At 64.9% G+C, this 19,111-nt stretch carries 21 protein-coding genes; 11 read left to right on the top strand and 10 right to left on the bottom strand.

Annotated features, from left to right (window positions below; translation table 11 throughout):
- The first annotated feature begins 162 nt into the window (after window positions 1–162).
- On the top strand, window positions 163–1,119 hold the full coding sequence (locus tag ACSLE4_RS11710; RefSeq protein ID WP_435904624.1) for a fatty acid desaturase family protein: 957 nt from the start codon (window positions 163–165) through the stop codon (window positions 1,117–1,119).
- 3 nt (window positions 1,120–1,122) lie between these two features.
- Here the strand turns inward: ACSLE4_RS11710 and ACSLE4_RS11705 are convergent, their stop codons facing one another.
- Together ACSLE4_RS11705 and ACSLE4_RS11700 are read right to left on the bottom strand one after the other, a co-directional pair.
- On the bottom strand, window positions 1,123–1,614 hold the full coding sequence (locus ACSLE4_RS11705; RefSeq protein WP_435904623.1) for a DM13 domain-containing protein: 492 nt from the start codon (window positions 1,612–1,614) through the stop codon (window positions 1,123–1,125).
- Between the two features lie 76 nt (window positions 1,615–1,690).
- Entirely contained in the window at window positions 1,691–1,957 is a 267-nt protein-coding gene (locus ACSLE4_RS11700) for an usg protein (protein ID WP_435904622.1), read from the bottom strand.
- 245 nt (window positions 1,958–2,202) lie between these two features.
- Between ACSLE4_RS11700 and groES the strand changes: the two genes are divergently transcribed.
- The 3 genes from groES to ACSLE4_RS11685 all read left to right on the top strand — a co-directional run bounded on the left by groES (window position 2,203) and on the right by ACSLE4_RS11685 (window position 5,210).
- A complete protein-coding gene (groES, locus tag ACSLE4_RS11695; RefSeq protein ID WP_435904621.1) occupies window positions 2,203–2,517 on the top strand; it encodes a co-chaperone GroES in 315 nt (104 codons plus the stop codon).
- A gap of 79 nt (window positions 2,518–2,596) precedes the next feature.
- A complete protein-coding gene (groL, locus tag ACSLE4_RS11690; protein WP_435904620.1) occupies window positions 2,597–4,240 on the top strand; it encodes a chaperonin GroEL in 1,644 nt (547 codons plus the stop codon).
- Between the two features lie 154 nt (window positions 4,241–4,394).
- Window positions 4,395–5,210: a DUF72 domain-containing protein gene (locus ACSLE4_RS11685; protein ID WP_435904619.1), complete on the top strand. Its 816-nt coding sequence runs from the start codon at window positions 4,395–4,397 to the stop codon at window positions 5,208–5,210.
- Here ACSLE4_RS11685 and ACSLE4_RS11680 read toward each other — a convergent pair.
- From ACSLE4_RS11680 to ACSLE4_RS11670, 3 genes are all read right to left on the bottom strand, one after another.
- A complete protein-coding gene (locus ACSLE4_RS11680; RefSeq protein WP_435904618.1) occupies window positions 5,207–6,466 on the bottom strand; it encodes a CCA tRNA nucleotidyltransferase in 1,260 nt (419 codons plus the stop codon). The genes ACSLE4_RS11685 and ACSLE4_RS11680 overlap by 4 nt on opposite strands.
- A gap of 13 nt (window positions 6,467–6,479) precedes the next feature.
- Window positions 6,480–6,740 (bottom strand): DUF6111 family protein, encoded by a 261-nt coding sequence (locus ACSLE4_RS11675; protein WP_435904617.1) that lies wholly within the window; start codon window positions 6,738–6,740, stop codon window positions 6,480–6,482.
- 90 nt (window positions 6,741–6,830) lie between these two features.
- Window positions 6,831–7,304, bottom strand: a complete 474-nt coding sequence (locus ACSLE4_RS11670; protein ID WP_435904616.1) for a DUF1285 domain-containing protein — start codon at window positions 7,302–7,304, stop codon at window positions 6,831–6,833.
- Between the two features lie 223 nt (window positions 7,305–7,527).
- Between ACSLE4_RS11670 and ACSLE4_RS11665 the strand changes: the two genes are divergently transcribed.
- From ACSLE4_RS11665 to ACSLE4_RS11650, 4 genes are read left to right on the top strand one after another with little or no spacing between them, the layout of a single operon-like run.
- Complete coding sequence (locus ACSLE4_RS11665) at window positions 7,528–8,523, top strand: AAA family ATPase (RefSeq protein WP_435904615.1); 996 nt, start codon at window positions 7,528–7,530, stop codon at window positions 8,521–8,523.
- Between the two features lie 7 nt (window positions 8,524–8,530).
- Complete coding sequence (locus ACSLE4_RS11660; RefSeq protein WP_435904614.1) at window positions 8,531–9,472, top strand: DUF58 domain-containing protein; 942 nt, start codon at window positions 8,531–8,533, stop codon at window positions 9,470–9,472.
- Window positions 9,469–12,327: a DUF4159 domain-containing protein gene (locus ACSLE4_RS11655; RefSeq protein WP_435904613.1), complete on the top strand. Its 2,859-nt coding sequence runs from the start codon at window positions 9,469–9,471 to the stop codon at window positions 12,325–12,327. Before ACSLE4_RS11660 ends, ACSLE4_RS11655 begins: the two co-directional genes overlap by 4 nt.
- Before the next feature lie 3 nt (window positions 12,328–12,330).
- Entirely contained in the window at window positions 12,331–14,424 is a 2,094-nt protein-coding gene (locus tag ACSLE4_RS11650; RefSeq protein ID WP_435904612.1) for a hypothetical protein, read from the top strand.
- Between the two features lie 11 nt (window positions 14,425–14,435).
- On the opposite strand, the gene ACSLE4_RS11645 is transcribed toward ACSLE4_RS11650, so the two are convergent.
- Window positions 14,436–14,933 (bottom strand): GNAT family N-acetyltransferase, encoded by a 498-nt coding sequence (locus ACSLE4_RS11645; protein WP_435904611.1) that lies wholly within the window; start codon window positions 14,931–14,933, stop codon window positions 14,436–14,438.
- Between the two features lie 371 nt (window positions 14,934–15,304).
- Between ACSLE4_RS11645 and wrbA the strand changes: the two genes are divergently transcribed.
- Window positions 15,305–15,922: an NAD(P)H:quinone oxidoreductase gene (gene wrbA / locus ACSLE4_RS11640; protein ID WP_435904610.1), complete on the top strand. Its 618-nt coding sequence runs from the start codon at window positions 15,305–15,307 to the stop codon at window positions 15,920–15,922.
- Between the two features lie 23 nt (window positions 15,923–15,945).
- Here the strand turns inward: wrbA and ACSLE4_RS11635 are convergent, their stop codons facing one another.
- The 4 genes from ACSLE4_RS11635 to ACSLE4_RS11620 all read right to left on the bottom strand — a co-directional run bounded on the left by ACSLE4_RS11635 (window position 15,946) and on the right by ACSLE4_RS11620 (window position 18,231).
- Window positions 15,946–16,386, bottom strand: a complete 441-nt coding sequence (locus tag ACSLE4_RS11635) for an NUDIX domain-containing protein (RefSeq protein ID WP_435904609.1) — start codon at window positions 16,384–16,386, stop codon at window positions 15,946–15,948.
- A 68-nt stretch (window positions 16,387–16,454) separates the two neighbouring features.
- Entirely contained in the window at window positions 16,455–16,985 is a 531-nt protein-coding gene (locus ACSLE4_RS11630; protein WP_435904608.1) for a hypothetical protein, read from the bottom strand.
- Between the two features lie 497 nt (window positions 16,986–17,482).
- Window positions 17,483–17,995, bottom strand: coding sequence for a hypothetical protein (locus tag ACSLE4_RS11625; RefSeq protein ID WP_435904607.1), 513 nt, complete (start codon window positions 17,993–17,995; stop codon window positions 17,483–17,485).
- Window positions 17,977–18,231: a hypothetical protein gene (locus ACSLE4_RS11620; RefSeq protein ID WP_435904606.1), complete on the bottom strand. Its 255-nt coding sequence runs from the start codon at window positions 18,229–18,231 to the stop codon at window positions 17,977–17,979. Before ACSLE4_RS11620 ends, ACSLE4_RS11625 begins: the two co-directional genes overlap by 19 nt.
- Here ACSLE4_RS11620 and ACSLE4_RS11615 point away from each other — a divergent pair.
- Together ACSLE4_RS11615 and ACSLE4_RS11610 are read left to right on the top strand one after the other, a co-directional pair.
- Window positions 18,231–18,635 carry a helix-turn-helix transcriptional regulator gene (locus ACSLE4_RS11615; protein WP_435904605.1) on the top strand — a complete coding sequence of 135 codons (405 nt, stop codon included), beginning with the start codon at window positions 18,231–18,233 and terminating at the stop codon, window positions 18,633–18,635. The two genes, ACSLE4_RS11620 and ACSLE4_RS11615, sit on opposite strands and share 1 nt — an antisense overlap.
- A 170-nt stretch (window positions 18,636–18,805) precedes the next feature.
- A partial coding sequence (locus ACSLE4_RS11610; protein WP_435904604.1) for a metallophosphoesterase family protein occupies window positions 18,806–19,111 on the top strand: 306 nt, incomplete at its 3' end.

Genomic DNA, 19,111 nt, shown 5'->3' with positions numbered 1-19,111 from the left:
CTGCGTCAACTGGGCCCGCCCTGTGCCCCCATTGTGCCTTGAACGTGGCCGCGGGACGGCTCAAAATTGGTGCGTTCCGGGATGAGTCCAACGCGCGGCCGCAAAGCCCTCGCTGGTCGCGTTATCTTTTCGATCAGACGAACGAAGGACTCTTGAGCAACCATGACTTCGATTGTCGCCGAACCCGCGGTCACCGAGACCTCCCGCGATCAGCCGAACGCCCCCGCCGACCGCCAAGCGCTGCAGAAAATCCGGCCTCATCAGGGCATGGTGGCTTGGCCGACCGTCTATCTCGCCCTGGGCATCGTCGCCGCCTTCACGCTCGTCTGCACGCTCGGCACCGTGGGCATCATCCCGCTCTGGCTCGGGCTGATCCTTAACACCCTGGTTCTCTATGCCGACCAGACGCCGCTGCATGAAGCCTGTCACGGCAACATCGCCGGCCGCGACTCGCGCTGGCTCTGGCTCAACCACCTTATCGGTTTTGCCTGCGGCACGATCTTGCTGCATGAGTACAAAGCCTTCCGCTACATGCATCTCGCTCATCACCGGGACACCAACAATCCAGAGCTCGATCCGGACCACTGGGTCGCGGTCAAGAACCCGTTCCTGGTGGCCTTCCGCTGCCTGACGATCGTGTTCTGGTATCACCAGTATTTCTGGAAGCACATTGCCTTCCACGCGCACATCCCGGGCATGCGGCCCCTCACGATCCACATCATGATCATGCACGCGCTCTACTACGGGGTGGCGATAGGCCTGTCGCTGATGGGCTATTGGCGCGAAGTGCTGATGCTGTGGATCTTCCCGCACATCCTCGCCTCGGCGCTGATCATCTTCTTCTTCGCCTATCTCACCCATGCGCCCCATGAGGTGCACGAGCGCTATCGCGATACCAACGTGTTCTGGGTGCGCGGCAAGATCGTCGAGCCGATCGTGAACTGGCTCTACCTGTTCCAGAACTTCCACCTCATCCATCACCTCTTCCCGCGGGTTCCATTCTACAAATACGGCCAAGCCTTCCGCGATCTGAAGCCGGTGCTGGATAAGGAACAGGCGCACATTTACGAGTACGACTTTGGGCCGCACAACGAGGCGCAAACGCAGTCGTCCTCTTAGGCCTCAGCTGCCCTGCTCGAAGCTGAGATCGGCCGGCGAGATCAACACCGAGAACTGCTGACACCAGATCACCACGCTCGGGAACTGCTTGAGATCGACGCCGGCCGGGATCGCGTAATTCTGGCTGCCCTTGAAGGCGCGCAGGCGCCCGAGATCCACATACATCGTATCGGTGACGTCGCTCGACGTGCGGATGTCGGCCTTCGGCACCAGATAGACGTGGAAGTCGGGCCCCGGTCCCACCTCGAAGTCCTCGCCGAGAAAGACGGTGCTGGGATAGACGCTCACCGCGCCCTTGCCGTAATGCACCGGATCGTTGGGGTTGGGCTGGATGAACGTGCCCTTGGCCACGAGCTTGCCGCTCTCCTCCCGGCTCAAGCTCTCCGTGGCTTCCGGCGGCGGAAAGATGTACGGGAAGACGAAAATCCCGATCACAAAACCAGCCGCCAGCCCAAGCAGGCCGCCGACCAGAAACCCCTTCATCCACCGCCACATGTCATGCCTCCCGCAGCCCTAAAAGAGCCTAGGAGCTTGCCATGGCGGGCCCATGAAGGCGAGCGGCCGACCGCACTCAATGCATGCAGAGTTCGCCTTCCACGAAGCTGAACTCGGTCGGTGAAATCAGCTTCTTGTGCGCCACGCGCACCCGGTAAAGCGGCCCTTCGAGATTTGCGTCCCAGAAATCCAGGAAATCCGTGAGCTTGGGAAAGCGCGGCGCCATGTCGTAATCCTGCCAGACATAGCTCTGGAGTAGCTTTGGATGGTCGGGAAGGCGGTAGAGAATTTCGGCGGTGGTCAGCGAGAACCCTGCGATCTGGTGAACGAATCCCTGGTCCATCAGTCCTCGTCCCTGTTTGGTCGGTTTGTTTTGGCGTTTTCAATGCTAATCACCGGCCGGGCTTGCGTCCAGGCAATTTAGTAAGCCAAATCAGCATCTTGGCAGCAGACCGAAGACAGTGCTGATCTTTTGGCACTCTCGCCTTGAAAGTGCCAGAACCCGGGTCTACATAGCTTTTGAGGTGCGCCCGTTCCGGGCTCTGCGCCTGTTTCACGACAATTTGGACAATCGGAGGAGATCGCAAGATGAAGTTTCGTCCATTGCATGACCGCGTCGTGGTGCGTCGGATCGATGAGGACGAACGGACCAAAGGCGGCATTATCATCCCGGACACCGCGAAGGAGAAGCCGCAGCAAGGCGAAGTCGTCGCTGTCGGCCCCGGTGAGACCGACGAGAAGGGTCAGGTTCAGCCCCTGGATGTGAAGCCCGGCGACCGCGTGCTGTTCGGCAAGTGGTCCGGCACCGAAGTCAAGATCGACGGCGATGACCTGCTCATCATGAAAGAGAGCGACATTCTCGGCGTGCTCGAAGAGTCGGCCGCCAAGAAGAAGGCCGCCTAACCACCCATTTGAATTCCACCTTGCCCTTGAGACGCCGGTTGGCCGGCGCCATGGGTGAGGCCTCTAGGAGTAAGAAGACATGTCTGCGAAGGAAGTAAAATTTTCCCAAGACGCCCGCGAGAAAATGCTCAAAGGCGTCGATATCTTGGCCAACGCGGTCAAGGTAACGCTCGGCCCCAAAGGCCGTAATGTCGTGCTCGAGAAATCCTTCGGCGCGCCGCGCATCACCAAGGACGGCGTAACGGTCGCCAAGGAGATCGAGCTCGAGAACAAGTTCGAGAACATGGGCGCGCAGATGCTGCGCGAGGTTGCCTCCAGGACCGCCGATGAGGCGGGCGACGGCACCACCACCGCCACCGTGCTGGCCCAGGCCATCGTCAGGGAAGGTGCGAAGTCCGTCGCCGCCGGCTCGAACCCGATGGACCTGAAGCGCGGCGTCGATCTCGCCGTTACCAAGGTGGTCGAGGCCCTGAAGGAGAAATCAAAGAAGGTCACCTCGAACGAGGAAATCGCCCAGGTCGGCACCATTTCCGCCAACGGCGATCAGGAGATCGGCCGCTTCATCTCCGAAGCCATGCAGAAGGTCGGCAATGACGGCGTCATCACAGTCGAAGAGGCCAAGAGCCTCGAGACCGAGCTCGAAGTGGTTGAGGGCATGCAATTCGACCGCGGTTATATCTCGCCCTACTTCATCACCGACGCCGACAAGATGCGCGTCGAGCTCGAGAACCCCTACATTCTCATCGACGAGAAGAAGCTCTCCAATCTTCAGTCCATGCTGCCGCTGCTCGAGGCGGTGGTGCAGTCCGGCCGGCCGTTGCTGATCGTGGCCGAGGACGTGGAGGGCGAGGCGCTTGCCACGCTCGTGGTCAACAAGCTGCGTGGCGGTCTGAAGGTCGCCGCGGTTAAGGCGCCGGGCTTCGGCGATCGCCGCAAGGCCATGCTTCAGGACATTGCCGTCCTGACCGGCGGCCAGGTCATCTCCGAGGATCTCGGCATCAAGCTCGAGAATGTAGCGCTCGATATGCTGGGTCAGGCGAAGAAGATCGTCATCACCAAGGATGACACCACGATCATCGATGGCGACGGCAAGAAGAAGGACATCGAGGCGCGCGTCGCCCAGATCCGTCAGCAGATCGAGGACACCAGCTCCGACTACGACCGCGAGAAGCTGCAAGAGCGGCTGGCCAAGCTCGCCGGCGGCGTTGCCGTGATCAAGGTCGGCGGCGCCACCGAGACCGAAGTGCGGGAGCGGAAGGACCGCGTCGACGACGCCTTGAACGCCACCCGCGCGGCCGTCGAGGAAGGCATCGTTCCAGGCGGCGGCGTGGCGCTGCTTCGCGCGATCAAGGCGCTCGACGCCGTCAAGGGCGCCAATGAAGACCAGAAGGTCGGCGTCAACATCGTCCGCCGTGCGCTTCAGACGCCGCTGCGTCAGATCGCCGAGAATGCCGGCGAGGACGGGGCCGTGGTCGTGGGCAAGATCCTCGACAAGGACGAGTACAACTTCGGCTACAACGCCGCGACGGGCGAGTACGGCAACCTGGTCAAGCAAGGCGTCATCGACCCGGCCAAGGTCGTGCGTACCGCGCTCCAGGATGCGGCATCCATCGCCGGTCTGCTGATTACCACCGAGGCCATGGTGGCCGAGCTGCCGAAGAAGGCATCAGCGCCCGCCATGCCCGGCGGCGATATGGGCGGCATGGGCGGTATGGGCTTCTAGTCGCGTCGCGTTCAGTTGCGTAAGCGTCTGTAAGCGTAGGTTGCGTCGCGTAAGTTGCGTCCCTGCGTAAAGGTACCCCCAGAGTATTGAGCCGCGCCTTCGGGCGCGGCTCTTTTTCTATGTGCTGTCGATAGAGTTGCGCTAGGCATACGGCATGCCCAAGCCGGACACATCGATAGGCCGCATCCGCGCCGGCGTCGGCGGCTGGATCTATGCGCCCTGGCGCGGGGTGTTCTATCCGAAAGGGCTTAGACAGGCCGACGAGCTCGCCTACGCCACGAGCCACCTTACCTCCATCGAGATCAACGCCACTCATTACCGGCTGCAAAGTCCCAAGAGCTTCCGCAAATGGTCGGACACCGCGCCGGACGGCTTCGCCTATTCGGTGAAGGGACCGCGCCTCGTCACCCAGCAGAAGGTTCTGGCCGAGACGGGCAAGTTCATCGAGCGCTTCTTCGACTCTGGACTAAGCGAGCTCGGCGACAAGCTCGGACCGGTGCTGTGGCAGTTCGCGCCGTTCAAGAAATTCGATGAGGCCGACTTCGCCAAGTTCCTGGAACATCTGCCGAAAGAACTCGATGGCCGAAAGCTCAACCACGTGGTCGAGGTCCGCCATGCGAGCTTCCAGGATGCGGCGTTCATTCGCCTGCTCAAGGATCACGGCGTGGCCCCTGTCTATGTCGACAGCGAAGACTACCCATCCTTCGCCGACCTGACCGGCGACGTCGTCTATGCACGGCTGCAACGGGGCGACGAAGCGATCGAGACCGGCTACGCGCCGAAGGACCTCGACAAATGGGCCATGCGCGCCAAGGACTGGGCCGCGGGCGGTATGCCGGGCGATCTGCCGGTGGTGGACAGCGGACACATGCCGGAGGCCAAACCGCGCGACGTGTTCGTCTATTTCATCCATGAAGGAAAGCTGCGCGCGCCTGCCGCCGCGATGAGCTTCATCGAGCGGCTCGGTTAAGTCTGGGCAAGCTCCTTGGCCCTCGCCAGGAGCTGCTCGCGGTCTTCGGCAAAACCGCCCTCGATCCAGTGTTGCTCGAGCGCACGCAGCGTGGCGCCGATCTCCGGTCCCTTGAAGTCGCCGAGCGCGGTGATATCGGGGCCGCGCAGCGGAAAGGCGGGCGCCTGCCAGCGTTCCGGTAGGGTGAGTGCGCGCCGCCAGCCGTCAGCATCGGCCGGCGCGCCGCTCGCGGCCCACGCGAGTAGCACCTTCAGCGGAAACCGCTCCGCTCCGATCCCGTAGAGCAAGCGTTTCGCCGCAGCTTCGTCGGGCAACGCGGCATCGAAGGTCTCATCAGCGGCAAGTGCGAGCACCGCTTGCTCGGCATTGGACAGCTTGAATCGCGCGGCAAGCCGAGGCGCATCCTCGGCCGCGAACACCGAGAGTGCGGCGAGCCGCAAAATCCCATTGGGCTCCCGGTCGCACGCCGTCTCGATGGCGATGAGCCGCGCCAGCCGGTCGAGCCGCGGCGCGCTTCCCAGAATGTCGCTCAGAAGCCCGAAGTCGAACAGCGCTTCGACACCCTCGAACGCGCGCGGCGCCACCAAGAGACGCTTGAGCTCGGTAGCGATTCGTTCCGCCGATAGCTGGACGAGGCCGTTCCGTTCCTTCACGCAGGCCGAAAGTCCCGCCGCATCGAGCGGCTCCTTGCCGTAGTAAGCGTTGAAGCGGAAGAAGCGGAGGATCCGCAGATAGTCTTCCCGGATACGGGCCACCGCATCGCCGATGAAGCGCACCCGTCCCGCGAGCAGATCCTCATAGCCGCCGAGCGGGTCGTAAAGCGTACCGTCTGCCCCGGCGTAGAGCGCGTTCAGGGTGAAGTCGCGCCGCTGCGCGTCCTCCGACCAGTCCGTCGTGAAGGCCACCTTGGCGTGGCGGCCGAAGGTCTCGATGTCGCGCCGCAGCGTTGTAATCTCGCACGAGACGCCGTCGGCGACCACCGTCACCGTCCCGTGCGCGATGCCGGTGGGGATAGCCTTGAGGCCCGCTTTGCGCGCGAGTGCCATGACTTTCTCCGGCACCGCCGTGGTGGCGAAATCGATGTCCGTCACCGGCCGCCCAAGCAACGCGTCCCGCACGGCGCCGCCTACGGCGCGCGTCTCGACGTCATCGCCCGAAAGCGCAGCGAACACACGGACTGTTTCAGGCCGCTTGAGCCATCCAGCGTCCTTCAACGAAGGAGGCGCCTCGGCGCGGGGAGTGTCGTGCTCGGCCATTGAGCCTCTAGAGTCAGTCGACGCCGCCGGGTTTGATCACGCCGTCTTCGACGACAGGCGGGTGATAGGTGCCCTCGGGATCACCGCCGGAGAACTGCACCAGCGTCACCGTGACGGCAATCAGGAGTCCGAAGCCAATGGTCAGCAGCCAGAAAATCGGCGCGCTGGACATCACGCTCGCCGGCGCCCTGCCCTTCACCCAAACCATGTAGGCGGCGTAGATCAGGAACGGCAGCGCAAAGAGCAGAATATCGATGAGGGCAATGCGCAACATCGGCTTGGCCGGTCTCCCCAAGGTAAGCGCGCAAAGCACGCGTGTTTTGCCGAGACCTTAGCGGCGCGCGCGCCACAATGCGAGGCCGGTTCAGCCTTCCATGGGGAATGGAAAGAAGGCGCCGCCGCTCCACACGCCGGTGCCCTGGCCGGTCTCGATCGCGAGCTCCGTCAGCTCGTAATAGACCGGCCTTGCGAGCTGTGCCCGCAAGCCCCCCCGCACCTCGACGTATGGCGCATGGCCACCCTTCGGTTCGGCGCGAAAACCGATCGAATGGTCAGGGCCGGCCGTCACCACGTCATCGACATTGGTGCGGAAGGAGAGCCGCTGATCTCGGCCCGTCCCTTCGCGCGTCATCTCCACCGCGATGAAAGGCTCGCCTTCCACAGCGATGGGCACTTTCTCCACAGGCGTCACCAGGTAGAAACCGTCGTCTTCGCGGCGCAACACAGTGGCGAACAACTTGACGAGGGGTCGGCGCCCGATGGGGCTCCCCTGGTAATACCAAGTTCCGTCGCGGGCGATTTTCAGCCCGATATCTCCGCAAACATTAAGGTTTGGCAATAATGGCTTGGCCGGTTTGCCGCCGTCCTTGCCAGATGCTACGAGTCCCCCTCTCTTATCTTGGTCAGGCATTGTCATATTCGCCGCGATACGACCTCGTTTTCGCTCCGCCAAGCACCCGGCGCCAACGGTATTGTGACCCAATTGCCAGTCAAAGTGTTCCGCTTTTCCCGGCCTTTGGCCCTATATATTTCCACCATCAGGATCGAGCGAAACGGAAGCCATGACCACACTTGAATCTGAGACCCAACTCGTGGACCGCCTCGACGAGATCGGCGCCAAGATCCAGGACGTGCGGGAGACCACCGCCACTGTCATCTTCGGGCAGGATCGCGTCATCGACCTGGCATTGACCACGCTTCTCTCCGGCGGCCATGCGCTCCTGATCGGGGTGCCGGGCCTCGCCAAGACGAGCCTGGTGGAGACGCTGGGCGCCGTGCTCGGGCTAGAGAACAAGCGCATTCAGTTCACGCCGGACCTCATGCCTTCGGACATCGTGGGCTCCGAAGTGCTTGAAGAGGATAGTGGCGGCCGCCGCGACTTCCGCTTCGTCAAAGGCCCGATCTTCACGCAGCTTCTAATGGCCGACGAGATCAACCGGGCGAGCCCTAAGACTCAGTCCGCCCTGCTCCAGGCCATGCAGGAAAACCATGTCACCGTCGCGGGTATCCGCCACGACGTGCCGCGCCCCTTCCACGTGCTCGCCACCCAGAACCCGCTGGAGCAGGAAGGCACCTATCCGCTGCCCGAGGCGCAGCTCGATCGCTTCCTGTTGCAGATCGACGTGTCCTACCCAGATGCCGACTCCGAGCGGCGCATGCTGTTCGCCACCACCGGCACCGAGGAGCGCAGTCTCAAGACGATTCTTTCCGCCGAGGAATTGATGATGGCCCAGCGCCTCGTGCGCCAGCTGCCGGTCGGCGACCAGGTGGTGGACGCCATTCTTCAGCTCGTGCGCTCCGCGCGTCCCGGTACCGGCATCGACAAAACCTTGGATGAGATGATTGCCTGGGGCCCCGGCCCCCGCGCGAGCCAAGCGCTGATGCTCGCCGTGCGCGCCAAGGCGATGATGGAGGGCCGGCTTGCGCCGTCCGTAGACGACGTTGTTGACCTTGCCGAGCCTGTGCTGAAGCACCGTATGGCGCTCACCTTCGCCGCCCGCGCCGAAGGGATCGAAATGAGCGACATGATGACAAGGCTCATCGAGCCGCTGAGGTAGACCAGCCTTGGCCAACGCGCAGGCATCGCTTCAGCCCTTTCTGGCCGAGGAAGCCGAAGCCCATGGGCTTGCGGCGCGCATGCCCGCGCTCCTCATCGAGGCGCAGCGCGTCGCACACACCGTGACCCACGGCACGCACGGGCGCCGTCGTTCGGGCCCCGGCGAGACCTTCTGGCAGTTCCGCCATTTCGACACGAACGACTCGGTCGCCGCCATTGACTGGCGCCGCTCGGGAAGCTCCGATCATCTCTTCGTACGCGAGCGCGAATGGGAAGCGGCCCACACCGTCTGGCTTTGGGTCGACCTCTCGCCGTCCATGCGTTTCCGCTCGTCCCTGTCAAAGACCTCGAAGGAGAGCCGCGCCGTGGTGCTGTCCCTGGCGCTCACCGAGCTTCTGGCCAGGGCCGGCGAGCGTGTCGGGCTTCTCGGCGGCCCTCCCTTCACCGGGCGGAACACCGGGCGCAAAGTTGCCGAGGTTCTCCTGAACGAGACGGCGGAGACAAGCCTGCCGCCGCCCGCGCGCCTCAGCCGCTTCTCCGAGTGTCTTCTGTTCTCCGACTTCTTGGAACCGGTGGACGAAACCATCGCCCGCTTTCAGGAGATCGCCAGCCAAGGCGTGCGCGGTCACCTCATCCAGATTCTCGATCCCGCCGAGGAGACGCTGCCTTACGCGGGCCGCACCGAGTTTGCCGCCAGCGAAGGGGGCGACCGGCTGATCGCCGGCCGGGCCGAGAATTTGCGCGACAGCTATCAGGAGCGCATGCAGCGCCACCGCATCGATTTGCAAGAGGCCGCGCGCCGTCTCGGCTGGTCCTTCGTGGTGCACCACACCGACCGGCCAGCCGAGGAAGTGGTGCTGGCGGTCCATAGCCATCTCGCCGGGCAAGACAGCGACTATCGCTACCGCGCCTCACGTCCCACCCCCTCGACGCCGGCAGGCGCCGCATGATGGCGCTCGGCCCCATAGGCTTCCTCGCGCCCTGGATGCTCTTGGCGCTCGCCGCCCTGCCTGCGATCTGGTGGCTGCTGCGCTTCACGCCGCCGAGCCCGAATGTCGTCGTCTTCCCGCCGACACGGCTCTTGAAAGACCTGAAGCCCACCGAGGAAACCCCGGCCCGCAGCCCGTGGTGGCTGACCCTGCTGCGCATGCTGCTTGCCGCGCTGCTGATCCTGGCGCTGGCCCGGCCCGTCATCAATCCGGACCGCGAGACCTTCGCCGGCGACGGCCCGCTGCTTCTCGTGGTCGACAATGGCTGGGCTTCCGCCGCCAATTGGGCCGGGCGCCGCGAGGCCATCGCCGCGGCCATCGACCGCGCAAGCCGCGACGGCCGTACCGTCCTGCTTGCGCCGACCGCCTCAGACCAGCCCATCGGCGGACCCCTTCCCGCCGACGCGGCGCAAGAGCGCATCACCGGCCTGAACCCGGAGCCCTACGCACCCGACCGCGCGAAGCTCGCCGCGGCGCTGGACAAGAACCTCGAGATCAAGACCGGCTACAGTGTGGTCTGGCTCTCCGACGGCCTCGACTATGGCGAGGGCGAGAGCTTCACGGAGAGCCTTGCCAAGCTCGCGGGCGGCGGCGGCAGTCTCACCGTGCTCCAGCCCGAGCCGCGCGATACGCCGCTCGGCCTCGGCCAAGCCACCGGCGAAGGCGGCGTGCTGGCCGGACGTGTTCTGAGCGGCACCGACGGCCCCCGCAAAGGCACGGTCAGAGCCTTAACCGGACGCGGCGAGCCGCTCGGCGAGGCACCTTTCACCATCGAGGCGGGTAAGCGCGAAGCGAAGGCGAGCTTCGATCTGCCGCTCGAGATCCGCAATCAGGTGGCGCGCATCCAGATCAAGGGCGAGCGCTCAGCGGGCGCCGTGCATCTGCTCGATGCCAGCTCGCAATGGCATCGCGTCGGCATCGTCTCCGGTGAATCCCGCGAGGAGGCGCAGCCGCTCCTGTCGCCGCTCTATTACGTGGAGCGCGCGCTGTCGCCCTATGCCGACGTTATCACACCGAATGAGCGCAATGCCGCCACCGCGGTGCATGACCTGATCGACAAGCAACGCGTCTCAACCATCGTGCTCGCCGATATCGGGAAGCTGGTCGCCGGAACGCAAGAAGAGCTCGAAGACTGGCTCGACAAGGGGGGCGTACTGATCCGCTTTGCCGGCCCCCGGCTCGAACAAGGCGGCGACGAGCTGTTGCCCGTTGCGCTGCGCCGTGGCGGGCGCTCCCTCGGCGGTTCGCTCTCCTGGAGCACGCCCCAGCCGCTCGCCGCCTTCGAGGAAAACAGCCCGTTCGAAGGGCTCGAGGTTCCCGACGACGTGCGCGTCAACCGGCAAGTTCTCGCCGATCCAACCGTGGCCATGGACGCCGAAGTCTGGGCAACGCTCGCCGACGGTACGCCGCTCGTCACCGCCGCCAAGCAAGGCGAAGGCTGGATCGTGCTGTTCCACGTCACCGCCAACTCGGATTGGTCGAACCTGCCCCTTTCCGGCTTGTTCGTGGAGATGCTCCGCCGCGCGATCGCCCTGGGCCCGAGCCAAGTGGGCGCCCCGACCGACGAAGATGGCGCCGCGATCGAGGCCGGCGCGCCGCAAACCACTTCGACGACCGCGCTCGCTCCCATCCAGACGCTCGACGGTTTCGGGCAGTTGGTACCGCCGCCGCCGCGCGCCGCGCCTATCGCGCCGGATCAGCTCGCCAAGACCGTACCCGGGCCCGATCATCCGCCCGGCTATTACGGGCCCTCGGGCGCGGCGCGCGCGCTCAACATCGTGACACCGGTCACCAAGCTCACACCGCTCCCTCCGGTGGAAAGTGCGAGCGCGGTGAGCGGCTACACCTTGAAGAAGCCCATGGCGCTTGAGCCCTGGCTCTACGTCGCGGCGCTCGCACTTTTCGGCCTCGATATCCTCGCAGTGCTCGCGCTGAGCACGGGCTTCCGCTTCCGGCGGCGTCACATGGCAACCGCCGCCGCAATCGCCTTTGTACTGGCGCTCGTCCCATCGGCACTGCCGGCACCGGCTTTCGCGGCCGGGGCGGAGCGCGCGCCTGAGACAACCGGCAATCCGGCCGACGACTTCGCCCTCAAAGCTTCGACCAAGACGCGCCTCGCCTATGTGCTGACCGGGGACGCTGAGATCGACCGCACCAGCGAGGAAGGACTAGGAGGCTTGAGCAAGGTCCTGCGCGCCCGCACGGCGCTTGAGCCCGGCGCGCCCATGGGCGTCGATATCGAGAGCGACGAGCTGTCCTTCTTCCCGGTTCTTTATTGGCCGGTGCGCGAGGACACCGAGCCGATGTCGGACAAGACCCTTGCCAAAATCGACGCCTATATGAAGCAAGGCGGCATGATCATCTTCGACACGCGCGATCAAGAGCGGGTGGCCTATGGCGGCACCCAAGGCAAGGCGCTGACCCGCCTGATCGGCCAGCTCGACATCCCGCCGCTCGAGCCGGTGCCGGAGAACCACGTGCTCACCAAGTCGTTCTATCTGATGAACAGCTTCCCCGGCCGGTGGGACGGCGGCTCGCTTTGGGTCGAGGCCGAGCCTGCCTACGAGGCGGAGCGCAGCGAGCGTTCGCGCCGTACCGACGGCGTAAGCTCCCTGGTCATCACCTCGAACGATCTCGCCTCGGCCTGGGCACTCGACGAAGCGAACCGGCCGATCTTCCCCGTCGTCCCCGGCGGCGAGGTGCAACGCGAGATGGCCTTCCGCGCCGGGGTGAACCTGGTGATGTATGCGCTCACCGGCAACTACAAGGCCGACCAGGTGCATGTCCCTGCCCTCCTCGAGCGCCTGGGGCAGTAGATCATGAGCTGGTCCATCGAGTTCCTCCCCTTCGTGCCCTGGCCGGTTCTGTGGATCGTCGCCGGGATCGGTGTCGCGCTGCTCGCATTGCTGTTCTGGCGCGCCCGCCGCGGCGCCGTCCTAAGGTTGCTCGCCTTCGCTATGCTGATGCTGGCGCTTGCGAACCCGCATCTCAAACAAGAAGACCGCGAACCCCTCAACGACATCGTTACTGTGGTGATCGACGACAGCCAAAGTCAGACCATCGCCGGACGCACCAAGCGCACCGAGGAGGTGCGGAAGGGCCTGGAGGAACGGCTCAAGACAGTCCCCGATCTCGACGTGCGTTTCGTGCGGTCGACCTCGACCGCCGCCGATAGCGACCGCGACGGCACCATGCTGTTCACCGATCTCGGTCAGGCGCTCGCAGACGTGCCGCCCGACCGTCTGGCCGGTGTGATCATGATCACCGACGGCGAAGTGCATGACGTGCCGGACTCGGCGTCCGCGCTCGGTTTCGATGCGCCGGTGCATGCGCTGCTCACCGGCAAGGAGGGAGAGTTCGACCGCAGGCTCGAAGTGACGGCCGCGCCACGCTTCGGCATCGTGGGCAGCACCCAGCCGATCGAGGTGAAGGTCACCGAGACGAAGCCCGGCGAGACCGATATCGCGACGCTGACCATTACCCATCAAGGCCAGGCGCCGACGACCAAGACCGTGCGTGTCGGCGACACCGTCGAAATCCCCGTGGAGATCGACCACGCAGGGCCCAACATCGTGGAGATCGAGACCGACACCGCGCCCGGCGAACTGACCACCATCAACAACCGTGCCCTGCTCACCGTGGAGGGCGTGCGCGAGAACCTACGTGTGCTTCTGGTCTCCGGCGAGCCGCACGCGGGCGAGCGCACGTGGCGCAACATGCTCAAGTCCGACGCCGCCGTCGACCTCGTGCATTTCACCATCCTACGTCCCCCGGAGAAGCAGGACGGCACGCCGATCAATCAGCTTTCTCTGATCGCCTTCCCCACCCGCGAACTGTTCCAGGAGAAGCTTGATCAGTTCGACCTGATCATCTTCGACCGCTATCAGCGCCGCGGCGTGTTGCCCTTGCTCTATCTGGAGAACGTCGCCCGCTATGTAGAGCGCGGCGGCGCGGTGCTCGTCTCTTCCGGCGACGACTACGCCTCCGCGCTCAGTCTTTACCGCACGCCGCTCGGGCAGATCCTGCCGGCGGTACCATCGGGGCGCGTCATCGAGAAGCCGTACAAGCCGGCACTCACCGTTCTCGGCGGGAAGCATCCCGTCACCAGCGAGCTGCCCGGTGCACGCGGCGGTCCCAATGGCGATGAGCCGACGTGGGGACGTTGGTTCCGCGTGGTCGATGTCAGCCCGCAAGACGGTGAAGTCCTCATGAAGGGCGCCGACGACAAGCCGCTTCTCGTTATCGGCGAGCGTGGCAAGGGCCGCGTGGCGCTGCTGCTCTCCGATCACGCCTGGCTATGGGCGCGCGGCTATGACGGCGGCGGCCCGTACTCGGACCTGCTGCGCCGCCTGGCCCATTGGCTGATGAAGGAGCCCGAGCTCGAGGAAGAAACCCTAAAGGCGACGAGCAAGGGGCAGACGCTCATCCTTGAGCGCCGCTCTATCGAGGACGAGGTCGAGCCCGTCACCGTGACAACGCCGTCCGGCGAGGAAGAGACGGTAACCCTCGACAAGGGCGAGCGCGGTATCTGGCGCAAGACCATGACCGTGGACGAGCAAGGCGTGTATCGCGTGTCCTCGGGCGAGCTCGCCAGTATCGTCACCGTGGGCAAGGCGAACACCCGTGAGCTTGCCGCGGTGACCGCGACCGACGGACCGCTCGGCCCGATCTTGGAGGAAACCGGCGGCGGCGCTTTCTGGCTCGGCCGCGAGGCGGGCGAGGCCTCCGACCTGCCCCGCCTTGCCATGATCCGCAGCGGCCATGTGATGCATGGCGGCGACTGGCTCGGCCTGCACAAGCGGGATGCCTATCACGTCAAGGGCGTGAGGCTCTTTCCTCTGTTCACCGGCTTCCTGGCGCTGGCGCTACTGCTCGGCCTCCTGGCCGCGACGTGGTTCCGGGAAGGCCATTAGCAGGCCCGCAGCTAGCGCGGATGCGCCGCAATCTCGCCGGTCATGCCCTCAAGCGCGCCGGCCTCTAACTCCACGGCGAGCAACCGGCCAGGATCCACCGGCCCCGGCAGCGTGATCTTGCCGGGCGCAATAGGCGCGAAGCCGAAGCGGCCGTAATAAGGCATGTCGCCCACGAGCAGCACGAGGCCGAAGCCTTGCGCCCTTGCCCGCGCCAACCCCTCGCCGACAAGCGCCTTGCCATAGCCTTTGCCCTTGACGCCGGGGTCCACGACGAGCGGCCCGAGCAGCGCGCCGCCTTCCTGGCCGCCAATCTTGATCGCGGTGAAGCGGACGCCACCCACGAGGGCGCTCTCCAGCCAGCCGGTGAGGCTGAGCGGGAGGACCGGCGGAACGCCCTCGCGCACGCGATACGCCGTGCGGACAAAACGGCCAGGCCCGAAGGCTTGCGCGGAAAGTTTCGATAGAGCCGGCGCGTCGGCGGCGGTCTCGAGGCGGATTTCAAAGGTCATGGCGTTCGCACCAAATTTGCGGGTCGAGGGAACTCTCCCACCGGCCAGGCACCAAACGCGATTCTCCAAGAGAATAGGACGAGGCGGCGGCGGCGAGGCTAAGCAGTCCGCGTAAAGCGGGCGCGCGCTCGTCGTCGGGGAAAGGCCGAATTTGTGCTTCTCGTCCACATAACGGGCGCTGCCTTATCATGGACGGCGCCCCGAGGTCCAGCGCCCTCGGCGGCCGAGACCGGCATCTCGTTAAGTTTACGAAGCCGGCCAAGTTCAGTATGTGTTATCGCCTCTCGTCACATTATTGAATCTGCTAAACTAAAGACTGGCGAGGGAGGGGCCGTGGAGCCACGCCCCTTAAGGTCAAGCGGGGGCATTTCATGGCGGACACGGCGCAACTGCTCGTACTTTATCATTCGTCCTACGGGCATACAGAGACACTGGCCTACGCGATCGCCCACGGCGTGCGCGCGGTGGAGGGCGCCCAGGTCACCGTCAAGCGCGTGCCCGAGCTGATGCCCGAGGAGGTCATGCGCGGCGCCGGCATGAAGGTCGAGCAGCCGGCCCCCATCGCCGAGCCCCAGGAACTCGCAGATTATGACGGCATTATCGTCGGCACGCCGACCCGCTTCGGCAACATGTCCGCCCAGATGCGCCACTTCTTCGACCAGACCGGCCCGCTCTGGGTGGCCGGGGCCCTGATCGGCAAGGTCGGCAGCGTCTTCACCTCGACCTCGACCGGCGGCGGCAACGAAACCACTATCGTCTCGGTGCATTACACGATGATGCATCACGGCATGGTTATCGTGGGCCTCCCCTACTCCGCGCCCGACCTTCCCGACATCAGCGAAGTAAAAGGCGGCTCGCCCTACGGAGCCGGCACCATCGCAGCGCCCGACGGCTCCCGCACGCCATCGCAGAAGGAGCTCAACCTCGCAAGCTTCCAAGGCCACCACGTCGCCAAGATCGCCATGAAGCTTGCCGGCGGCGACGAGTAACCCGACCGTTTCACACGGAGCCATCAAGGCTTCCAACGAGCGCTGAGCGGGGCGTTGCCGAAGATCTCGGCGAAGCGATGCCGCGTACCGATATCCGTCAGCGCCGGCACATCGTCCGCCGCGAACATGCCGGTTTCGGCGATCTCTCCCTTTTGCCGGTACTCGCCGGCCCTCGTCCACTGCCGCACCAGATAGACGGCGATATGATCGCCCGGGAAATTGGCGTTGTTGGAGAAGATGCCGTGCAGCACGGGCGGGCCTGTGAGCGTCACACCGACTTCTTCTTCGAGCTCGCGAAGAAGCGCATCTTCCAGCGTCTCGCCCCACTCCACGCCGCCGCCCGGGAAAAACCAGCCCGGCCGGTAGCCGTGACGCACGAGCAGCACGCGATCGGCCTCGTCGATCACCACGCCTTGCGCGCCGAGCGTCATGCCGCGGCGCATCCGCCAGAAAGGGCGCAGCATCGCCGTGATCAGGCGCGAGGCCGTGGCATTTCGTGACGGTTTGACGCTCAGCGCGGCCTCCCCGCTCCCTACTTCTTCTCGACGGAGGGCGACTGCGAGTCCTTCGCCTCCGCAGCCACCGGCGCGCTCGGGTTCACCGAAATTCCGAACAAGCGCCACTGACCGTCGACCGCCTGATAGAGAAGCTCGAAATCGATCCGTACGGGCTCGCCCGGAAAGTAGCCCTTGAGATGCAGCATGCCCTTCTCTTTGTCGAGCCCCGGCGCTTCACTGAGTTGCGGCGCGATCACCGCCACGGCTGACAAATCCACCTTCTTGGCGACGAGATCGGCGAAGATCTGCGACAGTCGTGCCGCGCTGTTCGCCTCGCGAAAGCCGGGCGCCCCTTGATCGCGGAGCACCGTGAAATTTCCGGTCTGGAGTGCGTTGTTGAGCGTGATGAGACTGTTGCGCACGAGAAGCACGATCTTCTCGGCCCCGGGCATCGCGACATTCGGCGACCGTGCAACGGCAAGCTCGATCGCGCTTTCGGCAAAGGCCGGCCCCGAAGTCGCGAGAAACAGGCCGAGCCCGAATCTCAAGGCAAATTTCCAACTCATGCTCCGATCTTGCCATGATCGTCCGTGTCCTGACACGGCATATCTTATGGGGCCATGCCGATACTTCCCGCCGGGCCCAAGCCCGCGAGGCATGAAGGGGGATGGCGCGCCGAAAAGCGCAAGTCCGTAGTCGGTGTCGCGATCCGAAGACCGCGCGTGCGCCTTCCGGCGCGCCAGTCGCGGCGTCTTGTCAGCACCGGGCCCCGCTTCTCATTGTTCTCTGCGCTACCGGCCTCTGGCCTACTTGAGCGCTGATAATTTGCGCTGTCGGCCTTTGACCGCTGTCGCGCGAGAGCAAATCCCAGCGAGCTTCTCGCGGGGGCTCGTAGTAGCCCCGGGGGGTCGCTCCGGCGCCGCCCGGAGGTCTCATTGCGGAAGAGACCCGCAGGCACCGCACCCCGTCCCGCCATCACGAACGCCTCATGAGAACGCCCTTCAACTGACGAGGTGAGCGCATTGTACGGCAGGTTTGGAGGGCGGGGATATGGTTCAGCGATTTAATGAGTCCATTGCAGACCGACACGCCCGCCATAGACATCATCACCGCCACCGTTGTCGAAGCCGATGCCGAAGCCGCCGGAAATCGCGACACGGTCGCCCTCCGTCACGAAGTTGTTGCCGAGGACGCCCATCAGCGACATGCCGAAGGCGTTCGCGTCCTCGTACGCGCCCCAGTTGGCGGCCATGCCGAACCGCTCATTGCCGGTCAGATCGGGGTTCTCCATCGACATGGCCAGCGCCACGCCCGCGTTCGCCTCGTCGAGCTGCCGGTTGATGGCGGCGAGATCCTCACTCGTGGCCAAGCCGAGCTCGGAGAAGGTATAGGCCGCGAGATCGCCCTCGTTGTTCGAAGTCACCACATGCGTTGCCTTGCCCTGCGACGACTTGCTGTGGCTCGAGGTCAGGCCAGGCATGGTGTAGCTGTTGCTCGCGGTGCCGAACACCTGCTGGTTGGCGCGCGTTGTGGTCGCCCCGTTGCCGAAGGCTGCCGCTATGCGTCGCGGTTGCATTCGGGCCGACAGCCGTGCTGTCCGTGCCGCTCGCGATCGAAAAAATCGCCGAACGCCGCGCCGCCATTCGAGGCGAACGCACCCGTGCCTGCGGCGATCGAGCCCGTGGCGACCGCACCCTGGCCGATGGCGATGGCGTTCGTGCCCGTCGCCTGACTGTTGAGGCCCATAGCGATGGCGCTAGCCGGACGGCCTCGAAGACGATCCGGCCCTGGGCGACCATGTCGGCAGGACATTGGCCGATCTGCTTGCGCTGACGCTTGGCACGCACCGCGACGCGGCCGAGATCGCCAAGGCACGGGGCGTGCGCGCCGCGCGGCTTGGGCTCGTCTTGGCGGAGATCAAATCGAACTACGCCGATCCATCGTTCTCCGAAGGGCAACTCGCCGCGAAGCTCGGTCTGTCGCCCCGCTACATTCGCGATCTCCTGCACGACACGGGCGCGACGTTCTCGGAGCGTGTACTGGAGCTCCGGCTGCAGAAAGCCCGCGCGATGCTCGCCGATCGGGCTCACGACGGCCTCAAGATCGGCGACCTCGCCTATGCCTGCGGCTTCAATGAAGTGCCGTATTTCAACCGCTGCTTCCGCCGGAGATTCGGCGCCTCGCCGACACAGTTCCGCGGCAACGGAGAAAACTGATTCCGGTCGAACCGCCACAAATCCTCATGGCCGGGCTCGTCCTGGCCATCCAATGATGCCTGTCCCCATGCCCCACAGTCCGAGGCTCTGGAGCCGCCCTATTGGGTGCCCGGCACAAGGCCGGGCATGACGAGTGTAGCTTGAAGCTGCAGCCCAGGTATTCTCCCCGCATGTTCACCCTCGCCCATCTCTCCGACATTCATTTAAGCCCGGTACCGCACGCCAAGCGGCGGCATCTTCTGTCGAAGCGCCTCCTGGGCTACGTGAACTGGCATCGCGGGCGGAAATATGTGCACAAGCGCGAGATTCTCGATCTGTTGACGCGCGATCTCCTGGAGCGGAAGCCGGACCACATCGCGGTGACCGGCGACCTGGTCAATCTCGGCTTGCCAGAGGAGTTCCTAAAGGCGGCGGAGTGGCTGCGTCATCTCGGCCCGCCGGACGAGGTTACCGCCATTCCCGGCAATCACGACGCC

The sequence above is a fragment of the Methyloceanibacter sp. genome, from assembly GCF_051306395.1.
In the GTDB taxonomy this organism is placed as follows: Bacteria; Pseudomonadota; Alphaproteobacteria; order Rhizobiales; family Methyloligellaceae; genus Methyloceanibacter.
This window is presented reverse-complemented; position numbering and strand designations above follow the sequence as displayed.